The sequence below is a fragment of the endosymbiont of Lamellibrachia barhami genome (assembly GCF_011947365.2).
Classification (GTDB): Bacteria; Pseudomonadota; Gammaproteobacteria; order Chromatiales; family Chromatiaceae; genus QGON01.
This window is the reverse complement of the sequence record NZ_JAAVSH020000001.1, coordinates 2210696-2228886: the sequence shown is the minus strand read 5'-3', so window position 1 is coordinate 2228886 and position 18191 is coordinate 2210696. Positions and strand designations below refer to the sequence as shown.

Annotated in this window: 15 protein-coding genes; 10 read left to right on the top strand and 5 right to left on the bottom strand. The window is 52.5% G+C overall.

Annotated elements, in window-relative coordinates; translation table 11 throughout:
* Window positions 1–23: 23 nt before the first annotated feature.
* Window positions 24–1088 (top strand): DNA replication/repair protein RecF, encoded by a 1065-nt coding sequence (recF, locus tag G9Q73_RS10000; RefSeq protein ID WP_177419655.1) that lies wholly within the window; start codon window positions 24–26, stop codon window positions 1086–1088.
* Window positions 1089–1234: 146 nt separating this feature from the next.
* Window positions 1235–3646 (top strand): DNA topoisomerase (ATP-hydrolyzing) subunit B, encoded by a 2412-nt coding sequence (gyrB, locus tag G9Q73_RS09995; protein ID WP_177419654.1) that lies wholly within the window; start codon window positions 1235–1237, stop codon window positions 3644–3646.
* 167 nt (window positions 3647–3813) lie between these two features.
* Here gyrB and G9Q73_RS09990 read toward each other — a convergent pair whose 3' ends face one another.
* Genes G9Q73_RS09990 through glyQ form a run of 5 tightly spaced genes read right to left on the bottom strand, consistent with a single transcriptional unit; the run spans window position 3814 to window position 8480 of the window.
* A complete protein-coding gene (locus G9Q73_RS09990; protein WP_177419653.1) occupies window positions 3814–4539 on the bottom strand; it encodes a lysophospholipid acyltransferase family protein in 726 nt (241 codons plus the stop codon).
* Window positions 4540–4549: 10 nt separating this feature from the next.
* Window positions 4550–5086 (bottom strand): D-glycero-beta-D-manno-heptose 1,7-bisphosphate 7-phosphatase, encoded by a 537-nt coding sequence (gene gmhB, locus G9Q73_RS09985; RefSeq protein ID WP_177419652.1) that lies wholly within the window; start codon window positions 5084–5086, stop codon window positions 4550–4552.
* 39 nt (window positions 5087–5125) lie between these two features.
* The gene (locus G9Q73_RS09980) at window positions 5126–5461 is read right to left on the bottom strand and encodes a MazG nucleotide pyrophosphohydrolase domain-containing protein (protein ID WP_177419651.1); all 336 of its coding nucleotides are present in this window, start codon (window positions 5459–5461) and stop codon (window positions 5126–5128) included.
* 12 nt (window positions 5462–5473) lie between these two features.
* On the bottom strand, window positions 5474–7546 hold the full coding sequence (gene glyS, locus G9Q73_RS09975) for a glycine--tRNA ligase subunit beta (RefSeq protein ID WP_177419650.1): 2073 nt from the start codon (window positions 7544–7546) through the stop codon (window positions 5474–5476).
* Window positions 7539–8480 (bottom strand): glycine--tRNA ligase subunit alpha, encoded by a 942-nt coding sequence (gene glyQ, locus G9Q73_RS09970; protein WP_369408874.1) that lies wholly within the window; start codon window positions 8478–8480, stop codon window positions 7539–7541. The genes glyS and glyQ overlap by 8 nt, the downstream gene beginning before the upstream one ends.
* 137 nt (window positions 8481–8617) lie before the next feature.
* Here glyQ and G9Q73_RS09965 point away from each other — a divergent pair, with 137 nt between their 5' ends.
* The 8 genes from G9Q73_RS09965 to ntrC form a co-directional block, all read left to right on the top strand.
* Window positions 8618–9661, top strand: a complete 1044-nt coding sequence (locus tag G9Q73_RS09965; RefSeq protein ID WP_177419648.1) for a tRNA (5-methylaminomethyl-2-thiouridylate)-methyltransferase — start codon at window positions 8618–8620, stop codon at window positions 9659–9661.
* Window positions 9649–9891 carry a sulfurtransferase TusA family protein gene (locus G9Q73_RS09960; RefSeq protein ID WP_439654690.1) on the top strand — a complete coding sequence of 81 codons (243 nt, stop codon included), beginning with the start codon at window positions 9649–9651 and terminating at the stop codon, window positions 9889–9891. The genes G9Q73_RS09965 and G9Q73_RS09960 overlap by 13 nt, the downstream gene beginning before the upstream one ends.
* Window positions 9892–9894: 3 nt before the next feature.
* Window positions 9895–11067, top strand: coding sequence for a cation diffusion facilitator family transporter (locus tag G9Q73_RS09955; RefSeq protein ID WP_246345169.1), 1173 nt, complete (start codon window positions 9895–9897; stop codon window positions 11065–11067).
* A gap of 105 nt (window positions 11068–11172) precedes the next feature.
* Entirely contained in the window at window positions 11173–11739 is a 567-nt protein-coding gene (gene efpL, locus G9Q73_RS09950) for an elongation factor P-like protein EfpL (RefSeq protein ID WP_177419646.1), read from the top strand.
* A gap of 443 nt (window positions 11740–12182) precedes the next feature.
* Window positions 12183–13589, top strand: a complete 1407-nt coding sequence (gene glnA, locus G9Q73_RS09945) for a glutamate--ammonia ligase (protein ID WP_177419645.1) — start codon at window positions 12183–12185, stop codon at window positions 13587–13589.
* Between the two features lie 219 nt (window positions 13590–13808).
* Complete coding sequence (locus tag G9Q73_RS09940; RefSeq protein ID WP_177419644.1) at window positions 13809–14327, top strand: DUF4124 domain-containing protein; 519 nt, start codon at window positions 13809–13811, stop codon at window positions 14325–14327.
* A gap of 1449 nt (window positions 14328–15776) precedes the next feature.
* Entirely contained in the window at window positions 15777–16850 is a 1074-nt protein-coding gene (gene glnL, locus G9Q73_RS09935) for a nitrogen regulation protein NR(II) (RefSeq protein WP_177419643.1), read from the top strand.
* A partial coding sequence (gene ntrC, locus G9Q73_RS09930) for a nitrogen regulation protein NR(I) (RefSeq protein ID WP_177419642.1) occupies window positions 16850–18191 on the top strand: 1342 nt, incomplete at its 3' end. The genes glnL and ntrC, both read left to right, overlap by 1 nt.

Genomic DNA, 18191 nt, shown 5'->3' with positions numbered 1-18191 from the left:
AGTGCTGTTTTTTTCACCTGATCTTGAACATAACGAAATTACAAATCCAAAATCTCCGTATTCTTGACTCAGTCGATATATCACCACAACCTGGAATCAATATTTTCTGTGGTGATAATGGGGCAGGTAAAACAAGCTTACTTGAAGCAATATTTCTACTTGCCCGGGCAAAAAGCTTCAAGGGCACTAAGGGAAAAAATCTTATCCAGGAGGGGAAAAAGAGACTCTCCGTCTACTCAGAAACTCAAAACACAAACCTTTCGATAATGCGAGTCGGTTTTGGTTTGGAAAATAACAAAAAGAGAATTCAACTCAATGGGACACCAGTATCTCGAGTCTCAGAAGTCGCCAAACTACTCCCTATAGGGATAGTCACACCAATAATTCACCGTCTGATTGAAGAAGGTCCTGACAATAGAAGGAGATTCTTGAATTGGGGAGTGTTTCACGTGGAACACTCGTATGTCTCACTGATGCGGCAATATTCAACAACTCTGCAGCAAAGAAATGCTTCGTTGCGCTCAGGTGTTACAGGCTGGAATGTTTGGGATTCTCAACTGATCGAATACGGTGAGCGGATTAACCAATTGCGTACAGATTATTATAGTAGCTGGAAATCTGTATTTGAGTCTCTTGCTGCTATGTTCCAGGGTGTTCCAATAATTAGCTTCAGGTTCTATAAAGGCTGGAGTAATTCACTTTCACTTGAAGATTCTCTTCAGGCACAAGTCAAAACTGATCTGTCTGCAGGTTTTACAACCACTGGGCCTCATAGGGCTGATATACGTATCACTGTGAATTCTCTTCCGGCGAAGGAAATTCTTTCACGCGGCCAACAAAAGATTGTTGCCACTTTGATGGTTCTATCGCAGCTTATTGCACAAAAAGAACGCACAAACACCAACCCCATCCTTCTTATGGATGACTTCTCCGCTGAGCTAGATCGAAAAACAAATACTGCTCTACTCTCACTTATCGATTCTTGTGGCTTCCAAACGTTTCTTACAGCAATCGATGGCGCCACAATGATTGAAAAATATAGTGATGACGTGAAGATGTTTCACGTGGAACATGGCGCAGTAAAATAGTTAAGAGTTTCATAATCACCTCTGTATCTGAAGCATTTGCATCCCTAATGATTTTGTCGTTTTGACAACCGTTCCCGTTGTATAATGCTTTAGTTATATGCAGGGTCCGCGAACCGGAACCAAAGAATCTGATTGATAGGTGGAAAATGTCCTACGACTCATCGAGTATTAAAGTTCTGAAAGGCTTGGATGCCGTGCGGAAGCGTCCAGGAATGTATATCGGTGATACTGATGATGGCACTGGTCTGCATCATTTGGTTTTTGAGGTGGTTGATAACTCAATTGATGAGGCCTTGGCAGGATATTGTGATGAGATCAAGGTCATGATCCATTCGGACCAATCGGTGACTGTTCAGGATAATGGGCGCGGAATTCCTGTCGACATGCACACTGAGGAGAAAAGATCAGCTGCTGAAGTCATCATGACTGTACTGCATGCTGGTGGTAAGTTTGACGATAACTCATACAAGGTTTCTGGTGGCCTGCATGGCGTCGGCGTTTCCGTTGTCAATGCACTATCAGAGCAGCTTAAATTGAGAATATATCGCCAAGGGAAGATATGGGAACAGGACTACGTACACGGTGTGCCGCAGGAGGATATGAAGGCAGTAGGAGAGACGGATAAAACAGGAACCTCTGTAACCTTCATGCCCAGCGCAAAAACATTCACAAACATTGAATTTCACTACGATATTCTTGCAAAACGCCTGAGAGAACTCTCTTTCCTTAATTCTGGCGTACGTATTGTTATCAAGGAAGAGGCGACAGACAAAGAGGATGTCTTTGAATACAAGGGCGGCATACTTGCGTTTGTTGAGCACTTGAATCGGAACAAAACACCGCTACATCAGCAGGTATTTAGCTTCTCTGCTGAAAAGAATGAAGTTGTCGTAGAGGTAGCGATGCAGTGGAATGAGTCATACCAGGAGAATATCTTCTGTTATACGAACAATATTCCACAGAGTGATGGGGGTACTCACCTGGCGGGTTTCAGAGGGGCATTAACGAGAACACTTAATCAGTATATCGAGAACTCAGGCATCTCCAAGAAACACAAGGTGAATACCGCTGGTGATGATGCGCGCGAGGGTTTGGTGGCAGTGCTTTCAGTGAAAGTCCCTGATCCAAAATTCTCCTCACAGACCAAGGATAAATTGGTGTCTTCCGAAGTGAAGGGCATCGTTGAAAATCTGTTATCTGAACATCTCAACGACTTTTTATTGGAAAATCCTGCCGAGGCAAAAACGATCGCAGGTAAGATGATTGATGCAGCCAGAGCAAGAGAAGCCGCAAGAAAGGCCAGAGAGATGACTCGGCGCAAGGGGGTATTGGATATCGCTGGATTACCGGGCAAGTTGGCTGATTGTCAGGAAAAGGATCCTGCGCTGTCAGAACTCTATCTGGTGGAGGGTGATTCAGCGGGAGGATCTGCCAAGCAGGGCAGGGACAGAAAACGCCAGGCGATTCTTCCTCTAAAAGGTAAAATTTTGAATGTGGAAAAGGCCCGTTTCGATAAGATGCTCTCATCGGTGGAAGTCGGCACACTGATAACCGCACTGGGCTGTGGCATCGGTCGAGAAGAGTTTAATATTGAAAAACTAAGATACCATCGAATCATCATAATGACGGATGCCGATGTTGACGGTGCCCACATTAGGACTTTGCTGCTGACTTTCTTTTATCGACAAATGCCAGAGTTGATAGAAGAGGGTTACATCTATATTGCGCAACCCCCGCTCTATAAAGTGAAGAAAGGCAAACAGGAGCAGTACCTGAAAGATGACCAGGATTTAAACAATTATTTTCTGCAGTCAGCGCTCGACAATGCTGCTCTCTATGTTACGGCAGGGGCTCCGCCACTGGCAGGAGAGGGGCTTGAATATTTGGTTCGCTCATTTCAGGTTGTAATAGCCGGGATTAATCGCTTATCGAGGCGCTACGATGGGATATTTCTGGAAAAGTTGATCTATATGCCTCAAGTTACGGCAGAGATGCGTGAAAATGAGGTGGATATGCTGGCTTGGGTAGAAGCGCTGGAGCCCAGATTGAACCTGGATCTTGGTGTTGCTGAATCCTGTAGCCTGAGACTGCTTGGTGAAGGTGATAGTGAAAGCGGCGAAGCAGGAATCGTGGTGAACCGAAAGGTTCATGGAATCGGGACTGATCGCTTTCTTCCATTCAATTTTTTCTCCACGGTGGAATATCGCAAGATCGTAGAGTTGGGGCAGAAACTAACGGGTCTGTTGAGCGACGACGCTTATGTCAAACGTGGAGAGAAGAGCCAGCCAGTCAAGAGTTTTCGCCAGGTACTCGACTGGTTGTTGGAGGAGGCTAAACGGGGTCACCATGTTCAGCGCTATAAAGGCCTTGGTGAAATGAACCCAGAGCAGTTATGGGAGACAACTATGGATGCAAGCGCGCGGCGCCTTTTACAAGTCGGTATTGAGGATGCTGTTGCTGCGGATCAGATCTTCACGACCCTGATGGGTGATCAGGTCGAACCCAGAAGAGATTTCATCGAGAAATATGCGTTATCGGTGGAAAACCTGGATGTTTGATGAATTAGGCTAAAAAGGTTAAAGGTTAAAGGTTAAAGGCTAAAGGTGGCCGTGTCACCGGGCAAGCCGAAGGTTGTCGCTACTGGCTGAAGGGCTTCATCAGGCTTGACGCAAGATTTGCCAGCCTTTAGCCGAAGCAAGTACTTACTATCAGTAATACCACAGGTTCAAGCTCTTCCTTGCGGCAAAGTCTCGAGCGTCCCTTCGATCCACTTTTCCACCTTCGCATTGATCTCGTTGGCATCGAGACCTTTGGTCTCGATGAGGGGGCCTACTCTTACATCGATGGTACCCGGAAATTTGTTGATGCCCCTGCGTTTCCAGAACACCCCGGCGTTGTGTGAGACAGGCAATACAGGAAAACCGGATTTCTCTGCCAGTAGTGCACCACCAATTCCATAACGTTTGTGAGTACCAGGTGCGACACGGGTGCCTTCGGGAAAGATGATTACCGAAAGCCCGGATTCGAGTCTTTCAGTACCATCACGGATAAGTTGTACCACAGCCTTTCGACCTGCTTTTCGATCGAGTGCAATCGGTTGGAAGAGAAGTAATGCCCATCCAAATATAGGCACTCTGAGCAACTCCTGTTTCAGCACCCAGGCCTTGTTGAGCGGAATGATACTGAGAAAGGCGATGGTCTCCCAGGCAGACTGGTGTTTTGAGAGGATGATGACACTCTTGTCATCAGGAATGTTATTCAGACCATCAATACGATAGTTGAGGCCACAGAGTAGCGAGAGTGCAGCCAGGTTGACTCTGCTCCAGGCGTTGCTGATGAAAAAGCGTTTTTGCAACGGGAAGAACCAGCCAAAGAGACTGCCAAAACCGGCAATGACGATAGTACTGAGAACAAGAAAGGTAAAAAAGAGAATGGAGCGGATAAAGGTCATGGCATGTCAATCAGGTCAAAAGCGCATCAACGGCCTCAGAGAGGTTTTGGTAGACGGGAATATCTTTCAACTCATTCGGCAATGATGAGAGCGTCTTGTTACCTTTTCCGGTTCTCACCAGGATGGGATTTGCGCCAACGGCAGAGGCGGCCTGCAGGTCACGTAACGAGTCACCAATGATGGGTACCTGATGCAGCGGCGTCCGGGAACGATGTGAAATCTGCTGGTAGAGACCAGGCTTGGGTTTGCGGCAGTCACAGTTGTCATCCGGTCCATGGGGACAGAAAAAAATGCCATCGATATGGCCTCCATGTTTCTGTAACAACGTCTGCATTTTGTTGTGCATCTTGTTCAGGGTGTCGATGGAGAAGTAACCGCGAGACACGCCTGACTGGTTGGTTGCAACGAAAACACGAAAACCGGCATGGTTGAGACGGGCGATCGCTTCAAGGCTGCCGGGCAGAGGAATCCACTCGTCCGGGGATTTGACAAAATCATCTGAATCCTCGTTGATGACACCGTCTCTGTCCAGGATGATGATTTTCATTGCGAGTAAGTGCTTACTATCAAAGAATATCTAATAATATCAGTCGACATCACGGAATTCTGAGACCCTGATGCGGCCGTTGACCATGCGGGAATCCCGCTTGTTAAGCTTCTCCATCTTGTCCCAAAAGGCCTGCTTGAGATCGAACTCCTGGGCGATGGCTGTGCCCATGACAAGGATCAGCAGATCGGCCACTTCCTCAGCAAGTGACTCATTGCTCTTACCTTTTGTGACACAGGAGGAGATCTCCCCCAACTCTTCCGCCATTAACGCGATGCGATAGGTCATCTCCTCGCCGCCAGTCTCCTTGAAACGGTGCTTATCGTGGAAGGCCTGTACGGCGTCCAGCATATGCTTGTATGAATCGGGGTTCATGTTTAGTCTCGGTTACTGAAGGCGTGATAGGTCAGCGGCACTGAGAAAGAGACCCTCAAGCCGTGAAAGCAGGGCAAGACGATTTCTCCGTAGCGTTTCATCCTCCGACATCACCATGACCTGGTCAAAGAAATCATCGACAGGTTCGCGCAGACTGGCGAGGATTTGCAGACCTTCCGTATAATGGCCTTTGGCAAACAGCGGGACGACCTTGGGCTGTAACTCATCGACCTTTGCAGCGAGCGCTTTCTCTGCGGCTTCCTGTAGCAGGTCATTGGCTACCTGCTCGGGGAAGGTCTCATCGGTCTTCTTGAGAATGTTGCGAATGCGTTTGTTGGCGGCAGCAAGGCTCTCGGCTTCAGGCAGTTTGCGGAATTCAGTGACTGCCCGGACCCGGAGATTGAAATCTGCGGGACGGGTGGGACGGCGGGCGAGCACTGCATCCACTGAATCAGCGGGGATGGATTGGTCGGCGTAGTACGCCTTGAGACGTTCCATCATGTATTCAAAGACCTGATCCAGGCTCTCCTCTGTATCCACTTGCTTGGCAAGACCCTCAGCAGCAGTGGAGAGTAACTGTTCAAGGTCGAGATCCATGGGGGTCTCGATGAGGATGCGGAGTACACCCAAAGCAGCGCGGCGAAGGCCGTAAGGATCCTTGGCGCCGGTCGGTTTCTGGCCAATAGCGAAGATGCCCATCAGGGTATCGAGGCGATCAGCGATGGCAATGGTGCGACCACAGTCGGTTTCGGGCAGGCGATCGCCGGCATGCCGGGGCAGGTAGACCTCTTCCATTGCCTGAGCAACCTGGCCGTCCTCACCTGAGCGCACGGCATAATAGCGCCCCATGGTGCCCTGCAGGCTGGCAAATTCACCCACCATTTGGGACATAAGGTCGCATTTACAGAGCCAGGCTGCGCGGAATGCAAGCGCCTTGTCGAGACCAACTTGATCGGCAATGGATTCTGCCAGTGAGGCGATGCGCCCGCTCTTGTCGTACAGCGTTCCCAGTTTTTTCTGAAACAGAATGCTTTTCAGCGACTCGATGTGATGGTCGAGTGGTTTTTTCAGATCCTGCTCCCAGAAGAAAGCGGCATCGCTGAACCGGGGGCGGATGACTCGCTCATTGCCGGAACGAACCTGTTCAATATCCTTGCTGTCAATATTGCTTATAGTAATGAATCGGGGCTGTAGAGCGCCTGTCTTGTCGACAACAGGGAAGTATTTCTGATGATCCTGCATCGCCTGGATCAGGCATTCTGAGGGAACGTCGAGAAAGCGGCCATCGAAGCTGCCAATCACAGGAATCGGCCACTCATTGAGGGCGGTGACCTCGTCCAACAGGTTGGGATCGATTGCGGCCTGGAGACCTTCGGCTTCTGCTGTCTCTCTGGTCTGCTGCTCGATTTTGGCCTTGCGCTCGGCAATGTCGGCGATGACATAACCTTTGCTTTTCAGCAGTTCTGCGTAGTTTGCAGGTGTATCGATCTCAATCGGTTCGGGATGGTGAAATCTATGTCCACGGGTTGTGCGGCCTGCCGTGTGTCCCATCACCTGGCCGGGAACGACCTCATCACCAAACAGCAGTACGACCCAATGTACCGGCCGCACGAACTCTTCACTACGGCTGCCCCAGCGCATACGTTTGGGTATGGGCAGAGTGGCGAGAGACTTTTCCACGATCTCCGGTATCAACTCAATGGTGGACCGGCCCAATTCAATCTGCCGGTGGATCAGCCATGCGCCTTTTGGGGTATCCTGAGTCTCCAGCTGATCGACGCTCACCCCGCAGGAGCGGGCGAAACCTTCGGCCGCCTTGGTTGGATTGCCGTCAGCATCGAATGCGGCCTTGACCGCAGGTCCCTTGCGTTCGATCTCTTTGTCGGACTGGCTGGTTTGAAGGGCCTCGATGAATACGGCAAGCCTGCGAGGGGTGGCGTAGGGTTTGATGGAATTGCGTGGCAGTCCCAGCTGTTTCAACTGTTCATCGATGCCACGGAGAAACGCCGTGGAGAGTTTTGCCAAGGCCTTGGGGGGCAGTTCTTCAGTGCCGATCTCGATCAGCAGATCTTTGGAGTCAGCCATGGTTGGCAACCTCCCTGTTCTCTTTCAGCATGGGGAATCCAAGGGCTTCGCGGCTGTCGTAATAGGCTTGGGCCACGGCGCGTGAGAGGGAGCGAACGCGCAGGATGTAGCGTTGTCGTTCGGTCACCGAGATGGCGTGACGCGCATCCAGCAGGTTGAAGGTATGAGAGGCCTTGAGGACCTGTTCATATGCGGGCAGCGGCAGACCAATTTTGATGAGGCGCTGACTCTCTTTTTCACAGGTGTCGAACCAACCGAAGAGGGCATCCACATCGGCGTGTTCAAAGTTGAAGGCCGACTGTTCAACCTCATTCTGGTGAAAGACGTCACCGTAGGTTACCGGGCCGGCGGGGCCATTGGCCCAGACCAGATCGTAGACGCTTTCGACGCCTTGCAGATACATGGCGATGCGCTCAAGACCGTAGGTGATCTCACCGGTGACCGGGCGGCAGTCGAGGCCACCCACCTGCTGAAAATAGGTGAATTGAGTCACCTCCATGCCGTTGAGCCAGACCTCCCAGCCAAGCCCCCAGGCACCGAGAGTGGGGGACTCCCAGTTGTCCTCGACGAAACGAATATCGTGTACCAGCAGGTCGAGACCCAGCGCCTTGAGTGATCCCAGATAGAGTTCCTGAATATCCAGCGGTGAGGGTTTCAGGATGACCTGGAACTGATAGTAGTGTTGCAGGCGGTTGGGATTCTCTCCATAGCGCCCGTCGGTGGGGCGGCGTGAAGGCTGCACATAGGCGCAACTCCAAGGCTCGGGACCGATGGAGCGGAGGAAAGTGGCGGAGTGAAAAGTGCCGGCACCCATCTCCATATCATAGGGTTGAAGGATCACGCAGCCCTGGTCTGCCCAGTACTGTTGCAACGCAAAGATCAGACCCTGAAAGGTCGATACATCAGGACTGTTGCTGTCAGAAGCTCGATTCACGTCGGGATTCCATAGTTTAGGTGGAAAAATCGCGTCAGTATAACGATGCGCCAACAACTTGGCTAACTTCGATGAGATGCCGCATTTGGCGCAATTCCGTATAATCCAGGTTTTACACGCCAGACGACGAAACATATATGACCGAACAGCGAAAAGCCGTGGCTCTGATCTCTGGTGGCCTCGACTCACTATTGGCCGCAAAGGTGATCCAGGAACAGGGTATCCATGTCGAGGGCATCAACTTCTACACCGGTTTCTGTGTCGAAGGTCATACCCATGCCATCCGCAAAAAAGACCAGAAAAAATCAAAGCGCAACAATGCACTCTGGGTGGCGGAACAGCTTGGCATCAAGTTGCACATTGTCGATATTGTGGAGGAATACAAGGATATCGTCTTCAATCCGAAGCACGGTTATGGCGCCAACCTGAATCCCTGTCTCGACTGTAAGATCTTTATGGTGAGCAAAGCCTTGGAGTGGCTCAGAAAAAAGGATTTTGATTTCATTATTACCGGCGAGGTGATCGGGCAACGCCCCATGTCCCAACGCAAGGAGACCATGCCGGTAGTATCGGGTGAGTCGGGGGCGGAGGATCTGCTGCTGCGGCCGCTTTGCGCAAAGAATCTGCCGCAAACCCTGCCGGAGCATGAGGGATGGGTGGACAGGGAGAGACTTTACGACTTCAGCGGAAGAAGCCGCAAACCCCAGATGGCATTGGCGGCAAAATTCGGCTTTAAAGACTACGCACAGCCGGCGGGGGGCTGCTGTTTCCTCACCGATGCCCAATATTCAGTGAAACTCGCGGATCTCTGGCGCGCGCGCGGCAGCAAGCAGTATGAGATGGATGACATCATGCTGCTCAAGGTGGGACGCCATTTGCGCCCGGCACCCCATTTCAAGGTGATTATTGCCAGAGAGGAGGGGGAGGGCAATTTCCTGCAGGGTTACCGCAAGCAGTTTGTCACGATCAAGACGATCAGCCACGGTGGTCCGCTGGCGTTGATCGATGGCGAACCCACGGCAGCGGATATTGAACTGGCCGCCCGTCTGGTTGCCCGCTACAGTCAGGGACGCGATGCTGATCTGGTGGAACTCGAAGTGGTGGATCGGGAGGGCAGCAGTCACGCCCTGAAGGTCGAACCGATCAAGCCACATGAAATTCCCCAGGAGTGGCACATTTGAGCAGGGTCACTCTTGATGCACGGCGTTTGCTCTGCCCGATGCCGGTGATTCGGGTGCAGGATAAGATAGAGACGCTTACGCCAGGCACTATCCTGGAAGCGATTTGCACCGATCCGGGAGTGATGAATGACATCCCGGCCTGGTGCCGGATCAATGGCCATAAAGTCATTGAGACCCGCTCCGACAGGGCCGAATATACTGTGGTGATAGAAGTGGGGGAGGCGGAGTAGCTTATGCATCAGCATCAGCATCAACACCTACATCATGAGATGCAGGAGGCGAGGTATAGAGAGACACGGTTGGCCGCCCTGGTCGGCGCTGTGGTCAACCTGGTACTCGCTTTCGTCAAAATCCTGTTTGGCTGGCTTGGTCAGTCACAGTCTCTGTTGGCGGATGGCGTGCACTCGCTTTCGGATCTGCTGTCGGACGCGTTGGTCTTGTTCGCCGCAAGGCATGCTAAAGAAGCGCCGGATGAGCAACACCCATACGGCCACGGCCGCTTCGAGACTGCCGGTACCGTGGCATTGGGCGCGCTGCTCGGGCTTGTAGGACTGGGTGTCATCTGGGATGCGGTGGAGCGGCTTTTTGCACCGGAACAGCTGCTGACCCCGAGTTCCTTTACACTCTATGTTGCGGCATTCTCCATCCTTGCCAATGAAGGGCTCTACCACTACACCCAATATCTGGCGCAACGGATCAATTCAAATCTGCTGCGGGCAAACGCATGGCACCATCGCTCCGACTCTATCTCTTCCGTGGTGGTGTTGATCGGTATTGGGGGAACCTTGGCGGGTCTACCCTACCTGGATGCCATTGCTGCGGTACTGGTCGGCGTGATGATAGTACACATTGGCTGGAATCTTGGCTGGGGGGCGATGCAGGAACTGGTGGATGCGGGGCTGGATGAGGAGACAGTGGCGGAGATTCGCGGGATCATCGATTCCGTGAGCGGTGTCAATAGCATTCACATGCTGCGCACCCGCCGCATGGGGGGACACGCATCGGCGGATGTTCATGTGCAGGTTGACTCATGGTTGAGCGTTTCAGAAGGACACAGGATTGCGGAAGTGGTACAGATGCGATTGATAAACGAGGTTGAAGAGCTGTTCGATGTGACGGTGCATATCGACCCGGAAGATGATGAAACCAATGCCCCCTGTAGTGACCTCCCGTTGCGGCAAGAGGCCGAGCGCTTGCTCGATGTCGCCTGCAGGAATATCGCCTGTTATGCCCGCAGGCAACGTTTGGTGTTGCACTACCTTTCCGGTCGCATCGATGTCGATCTCTACCTGCCATTCGATTGTTATGAAGGTGAAGAGGGGATCGCACAATTGCGCCAGGCATTTCAGAAGGCATTCAACCAGTCAGATGTGTTTGGCAAGATCCGCCTCTGGTTCGGAAACTAGTTTGTCTCCGTCCTGCAACGGAATAAAAGGAAATATCTTTCCCAACAGTGGCAGAGGAGCAGGGGTGATCGGAAAATTCAATCAACGAACTCCAGGAGTAAACAGGTGCCGAAAGCTTGTGATTTAAAACGGGGCGTAATCGTCGAAATCAACGGAATGCCCCATAGCGTGAAACAGGTCGAGGCCAAAAGCCCCTCCTCCCGGGGTGCGGCGACCCTCTATAAAATCCGCTTCATCAATCTGCAGACGGGTCAAAAACTGGATGAGTCGTTCAAAGGCGATGATTTTCTGAAGGATATCGACTGTCTGCGCCGGCAGGTCCAGTTCTCCTATATGGACGGGGAGATCTTCACCTTCATGGATCTGGAGGACTATAGTCAGTACGGCCTGAACAGCGAAGACCTGGGGGGGCAGACCGGCTTTCTGGCAGAAGGCCTGGACGGCATAACAGCCCTGCTGGTGGATGGCGCCATCATCGGCATTGAACTTCCACAGTCCGTTGCCCTGACGATCATGGAGACGACACCGGGTATCAAGGGCTCAACGGCAACAGGCCGAACCAAGCCGGCAATGCTCAACACAGGCGTCGAGATCCAGGTTCCGGAGTATCTGGAGAATGGTGAAGTGGTGAAGGTCAATACAACGACGGGAAAATTCATCTCTCGGGCCTAGACGACAGCGGCCGCACTATAACAGTGCTTTTGCCTTGCGGATCGCACCATAATAGCGCACGCCTGTTGTGGTTTCAGTAACTTCTCAATTATCGTCTGTATGCAGATGCGGTTTGTACCACACCACATTCTGCGGTTTCGACGCAGACTTATTGAGAAGTGACTTATTTCAGATATAGAGCATTAATTTTATTGGTATTTTTAGATATGCCGACCCGGCCGTCCGGACCCAGAGTCTGGGAGAAGGTTCTGGCGATCCAGAAAAAAAAGACTGGATTCCTCCCGCCCTGCAGTCTGGAAAGATCAAGAGAAACAATCGTGGCATGAATAATGCTCATAAGCGTTACTCACGGTGTCTGGTATAGTCACGTCCCGACACTAAGGTTTAGTATAGCGGCGTTTAACCAGCCGCCCCGATAATAACCCGATATCCTGGAGATGATGATGGCCTCTAAAGCTCTGAAGATGATGAAAGACAACGATGTGAAGTTTGTCGATCTGCGCTTCACCGATACCCGCGGAAAGGAACAGCACGTTACGCTGCCGACCCATGAAGTTGGTGAAAGTATGTTCACTGACGGAAAGATGTTCGACGGATCCTCTATCGCCGGTTGGAAGGGTATCAACGAGTCTGACATGATTCTGATGCCTGAAGACGCCACCGCTGTAATGGATCCCTTCTCGGACGAGAACACGCTGATCATCCGTTGCGATATCCTCGAGCCCGCCACCATGCAGGGTTACGAGCGCGATCCCCGCTCCGTTGCCAAGCGTGCCGAGGCCTACCTGCAGTCCACCGGTATTGCCGACACCGCTTACTTTGGTCCTGAGCCGGAATTCTTCGTGCTGGACGATGTTCGCTGGAGAGTCGACATGAGCGGCAGCATGGTGAAGATCGACTCTGATGAGGCCGAGTGGAACTCCGAGCGTGTCTATGAAGACGGCAACATCGGTCACCGTCCCAGTGTTAAGGGCGGCTACTTCCCCGTACCTCCTGTCGACTCCCTGCACGACCTGCGCGGGGCCATGTGTCTGGCAATGGAAGAGATGGGTGTGCCGGTTGAAGTGCATCACCACGAGGTGGCGACCGCAGGACAGTGCGAAATCGGCACCCGTTACTCCACCCTCGTAGAGCGCGCTGACTGGGTACAGATCCAGAAATACGCGACTTGGAATGTTGCTCACGCCTATGGCAAGACCGCCACTTTCATGCCCAAGCCTATAGTGGGTGACAATGGTTCCGGTATGCATGTGCACCAGTCCCTGGGAAAAGACGGCGAGAACATCTTCGCCGGTAACCAGTACGGTGGTCTGTCTGAAATCGCACTCTACTACATTGGCGGCATCATCAAACATGCCCGCGCTCTGAACGCCTTCACCAACAGCTCCACCAACTCCTATAAGCGTCTGGTCCCCGGCTTCGAAGCGCCGGTCATGCTGGCCTACTCGGCCCGTAACCGCTCAGCCTCCATTCGCATCCCGTGGGATTCCAACCCCAAGGGCCGTCGCGTCGAGGTGCGTTTCCCCGATCCGACCGCCAATCCTTACCTGGCCTTCTCCGCCATGATGATGGCCGGCCTGGACGGCATCCAGAACAAGATCCACCCTGGCGATGCCATGGACAAGGATCTCTATGACCTGCCTGCCGAGGAAGCCATGGCGATCCCCACCGTCTGCCACAGTCTGGATCAGGCGCTGGAAGAACTGGATGCGGACCGTGAGTTCCTTATTGCCGGTGGCGTCTTTACCGACGATCTGATCGACAGCTTCATCGCGCTGAAGATGGAAGAGGTGACTCGCCTGCGCATGACCACCCATCCGGTGGAATTCGACATGTACTACAGCCTCTAGTCTGACGCCTGCGTCAGTAGGTTGAGAGGAGCGTCTCCCGATTGCGGGAGACGCTTTTTTTATGCCTGTGATAGCCTGCAATCATAAGAAATGATTGTAGAATTGCTGTGTTGATGGATCTGTTTTAGCTGGAGGCCAGTACACCCGCCCAGTAATCCAAAGACCATTTTGCGACATTGATCGCTTGTCCATCGCAACCGGCTTGTCTATGCTTGATGCATGCGAATTCTGATACCAGTTTTACTTGCGGTGCTGACACTTCCGGTGGTGGCAAAGGATGTCTATAAGTGGACCTCGCCCGACGGGGTTATCGACTATTCAGATCAATTCAGAGAAGGCGCGGAAAAGGTTTGGATTCCAGGGCAGTCATCTACCCGTTCCCATGATGGCGAAAAGCGGGATCCATCCAAGGAGACGAATCTGCCGGATGAATCGGGATATGCCGTTTTCGAGATTGCCGAACCGGAGAATGACGCCACTATTCGCAATAACGAGGGCACTGTGGGTGTGGGGCTGAGTCTCTCTCCAGTGCTTCTATCCGGTGACGCCATTCAGGTCTTTGTTGATGGCAATCGGATCGAAGGAGATATCGGCGGTGCAACCCAGTTCACGTTGAATGATCTGAGCCTGGGAACCCATACACTGGAGGCACGAATTCTGGATGAGACCGGAAAACGGTTGATCTCCACACCCATTATCAATTTCCATCTCCGCAAGGCCCCGGTTACCGCTCCCTGATACCGGCTCTGGTTTTGCCACAGCCGTACGCACTATAATGGTGCGGCAGCTCTGCGTTCCATTCCGTTGTGTCCAATAACAGGGAGAGTCATTCAACCTTGTTTAAGGCATATCGATCCGGGAAGTTCTGCTCCGTGGTTACAAACACCCGTGTATGCCCGGTTTGTATGCTGTTGCGTCGTGCAGGAACGGAATAGCATCCCTAACTTTTCAAATTGGTTCGGTTATTGCATGTCAGACAGATATGGATAAACTGCAGCAGACAAGCACGCTGGAAAGACGGGTATTGGAGAATCTGAGCTCCTCGATTCTCCTTTTCGTTTGCCCTGCGAAGCAGGCAAACCCGGCCCTCTGAAAGAAGAGGGCGTCACCCCGATCGAGGGGAAGACAATCCGATTGGCAAGGGCGTAGCTGGTAACGGCTGGGTCTGAAGGAAGCCATAGGAAGTAAGCGACACATAGGCCCGACGCCTGCGTCAGTAGGTTGATAGTGAGCCGCCTGATTGCGGGAGACGCTTTTTGTGCTCAGATAGCCTGCACCATAAGAATGATTGTAGAATTGTGTTGATGATCTGTTTTGCTGGAGGCCAGTACACCCGCCCAGTAATCCGTTGACCATTTTGCGACATTGATCGCTTGTCCATCGCAACCGGCTTAAGTTCAGTGCTTGATGTGCATGCGAATCTCTGATACCAGTTTTACTTGGTGGTGCTGACACTTCCGGTGGTGGCAAAGGATGTCTATAAGTGGACCTCACCTCGACGGGGATATCGACTATTCAGATCAATTCCAGAGAAGGCGCGGAAAAGGTTTGATTCCAGGGCAGTCATCTACCCGTTCCCATGATGGCGAAAAGCGGACTGCATCCGCGGAGCATCTGAATCTGCCGGATGAATCGGATATGCCGCTTTTCGAGATTGCCGAACCGAGAATGACGCCACTATTCTTCGCAATAACGAGGGCACAGGGGTGTGGGCTGAGTCTCTTCCTCCAGTAAGCTTATCCGGTGACGCCATTCAGGTCTTTGTTGGATGGCAATCGGATCAGCGGAGATATCGGCGGTGCAACCCAGTCTACGTTGAATGCACTTTGGAGCCTGGGAACCCATACACCGGGAGGCACGAATTCTGATGAGACCGGAAAACGGTTGATCTCCACACCCATTATCACTTCATCTCCCGCAAGGCCCCGGTTACCGCTCCCTGATACCGGCTCTGGTTTTGCCACAGCCGTACGCACTATAATGGTGCGACAGCTCTGCGCTCCATTCCGTTATGTCCAATAACAGGGAGAGTCATTCAACCTTGTTTAAGACATATCGATCCGGGAAGTTCTGCTCGGTGGTTACAAACACCCGTGTATGCCCGGTTAGTACGCTGTTGCGTCGTGCAGGAACGGAATAGCATCCCTAACTTTTCAAATTGGTTCGGTTATTGCATGTCAGCCAGATATGGATAAACAGCAGCAGACAAGCACGCTGGAAAGACGGGTATTGGAGAATCTGAGTTACTCGATTCTCCTTTTCGACCAGGCTTTTATTTTGAAATACATCAATCCTGCCGGTGAGATGCTGTTTGCAGTGAGTGCCAGACAGGTTATCGGTCAGCGGGTGGATGATCTGATCCACTGTCCAGGTGGAACGGTTGAATCTAACCTGGGGCGGGCCAGCGAATCAGGGCAGCCGTTCACTGAGCGGGAAATTACTCTGCCGCTGGCGGATGGCAGGGAGATCACCGTCGATTGTACGGTGGTGCCGCTGCGGGATAACAGTGGGGAGGAGGAGTTGCTCGTCGAACTGCAGCAACTGGATCGACAGCTGCGCATCAACAGGGAAGAGGAGTTGCTCTCCCAGGGCCAGGTCTCACGCGCCCTCGTAAGGGGTATGGCTCACGAGATAAAAAATCCTCTGGGAGGGTTGCGGGGTGCAGCACAGCTGCTGGAACGGGAACTTCCTGATGAGTCGCTGAAAGAGTACACCCAGATCATCATCGAGGAGGCAGATCGACTGCAGAATCTGGTGAACAGTATGCTGGGTCCCAACCGTCTACCGGAAAAGAGACCCCTCAGTATTCATCATGTGCTGGAGCGTATCTGCAACCTGGTGCAGGTCGAGGCGGGTGATCGACTGAGGATTCAGAGGGATTACGATCCCAGTATTCCCGATGTCGTGGGGGATTTCGATCAGTTGATTCAGGCCTTTCTGAACATCTTGCGCAACGCTGTCCGGGCGGTGGGCAATAAAGGAGTGGTCGGTCTGAAAACACGGGTGCTAAGGCAGTTTACTATCGGTAATGAACGCCACCGTCTGGTATTGAAAGTCAATATCTTCGACAACGGTCCCGGTATCCCCGAGTCACTGCAAAACAGGATTTTTTTCCCCATGGTCTCCGGCAGCAGTGATGGTATGGGCGTGGGTCTTTCGATTGCGCAATCCCTGATCAATCAGCACAACGGTTTGATTGAATTTACCAGTCGTCCCGGCGCGACAATTTTCACCGTATTACTTCCTTTGGAATCGAGCTGATGGAAACAGAGTGTAGGGTTTGGGTAATCGATGATGACCGCTCCATCCGCTGGGTGTTGGAGAAGACGCTGCAGAAGGCGGACATGGTGGTCACCAGTTTTGAAACGGGTAATGGTGTGCTCGATGCCTTGAAGGCAGAGCAGCCGGACGTCATCGTTTCCGATATACGCATGCCGGGGATCGACGGATTGGAGTTGCTGGAGATGATCCAGGCCCGCTATCCATCGCTTCCGGTGATCATTATGACGGCACATTCAGATCTCGAAAGCGCAGTCTCTGCTTATCATAAGGGCGCCTTTGAGTATCTGCCGAAACCCTTCGATGTGGATGAGGCGGTCGATCAGATTCGCCGCGCCTGCCGGCAGCACCTTACGCATTCTCAACCGGTGGATGAGGAGCAGATAGGGGGGCTTGAGATCATCGGTGAAGCGCCGGCCATGCAGGAGGTTTTTCGCGCCATAGGGCGGCTGGCCCGTTCGAATATCACGGTGCTCATCAATGGGGAATCGGGTACGGGTAAAGAACTGGTGGCGCAAGCCTTGCACCGCCACAGCCCTCGTGCCGAGGCGCCTTTTATCGCCCTGAATATGGCGGCCATACCCAAGGATCTGATGGAGTCCGAGCTATTCGGTCATGAACGTGGTGCTTTCACTGGAGCACAGAGCCGCCGTAAAGGGCGTTTTGAACAGGCGGATGGCGGCACACTCTTTCTGGATGAGATTGGTGACATGCCGGCGGAGTTGCAAACCCGGCTGCTGCGGGTATTGGCGGATGGCCAGTTCTACCGCGTGGGTGGTCATGAACCGGTGAAGGTCGATGTGCGGATCATAGCCGCCACCCACCAGAATCTGGAAGGGCTGGTGAAAAGGGGCGACTTCAGGGAGGACCTGTTTCACCGGCTCAACGTGATAAGAATCCATATTCCCGCAATGCGGGAACGAAAAGAGGATATTGCGCTCTTGATGCGCCACTTTCTTGCCAATGCCTCTGAAGAGTTGGAGGTTGAGGCGAAGATTTTATTGCCGGAAACCACAGAATTTCTGCGCCAACTCGACTGGCCAGGTAATGTCCGACAGTTGGAAAATACTGCCCGCTGGCTCACAGTGATGGCTTCTGGTCAGGAGATCCATATCGAGGATCTGCCGCCGGAGCTGCGACAGGAAGAGTCGCGGAGTGAAATCAGTGGAGACTGGCGGCAACAGCTGCGTGCCTGGACGCGCAGCCGTCTGCAATCCGGTGCGGAAGCCCTGCTTGATGAAGCGGGTTCAGACTTTGAGACAGTGATGATAGAGACGGCGCTGGAACACACTGCAGGGCGCCGCCAGGATGCCGCCCGCCTGC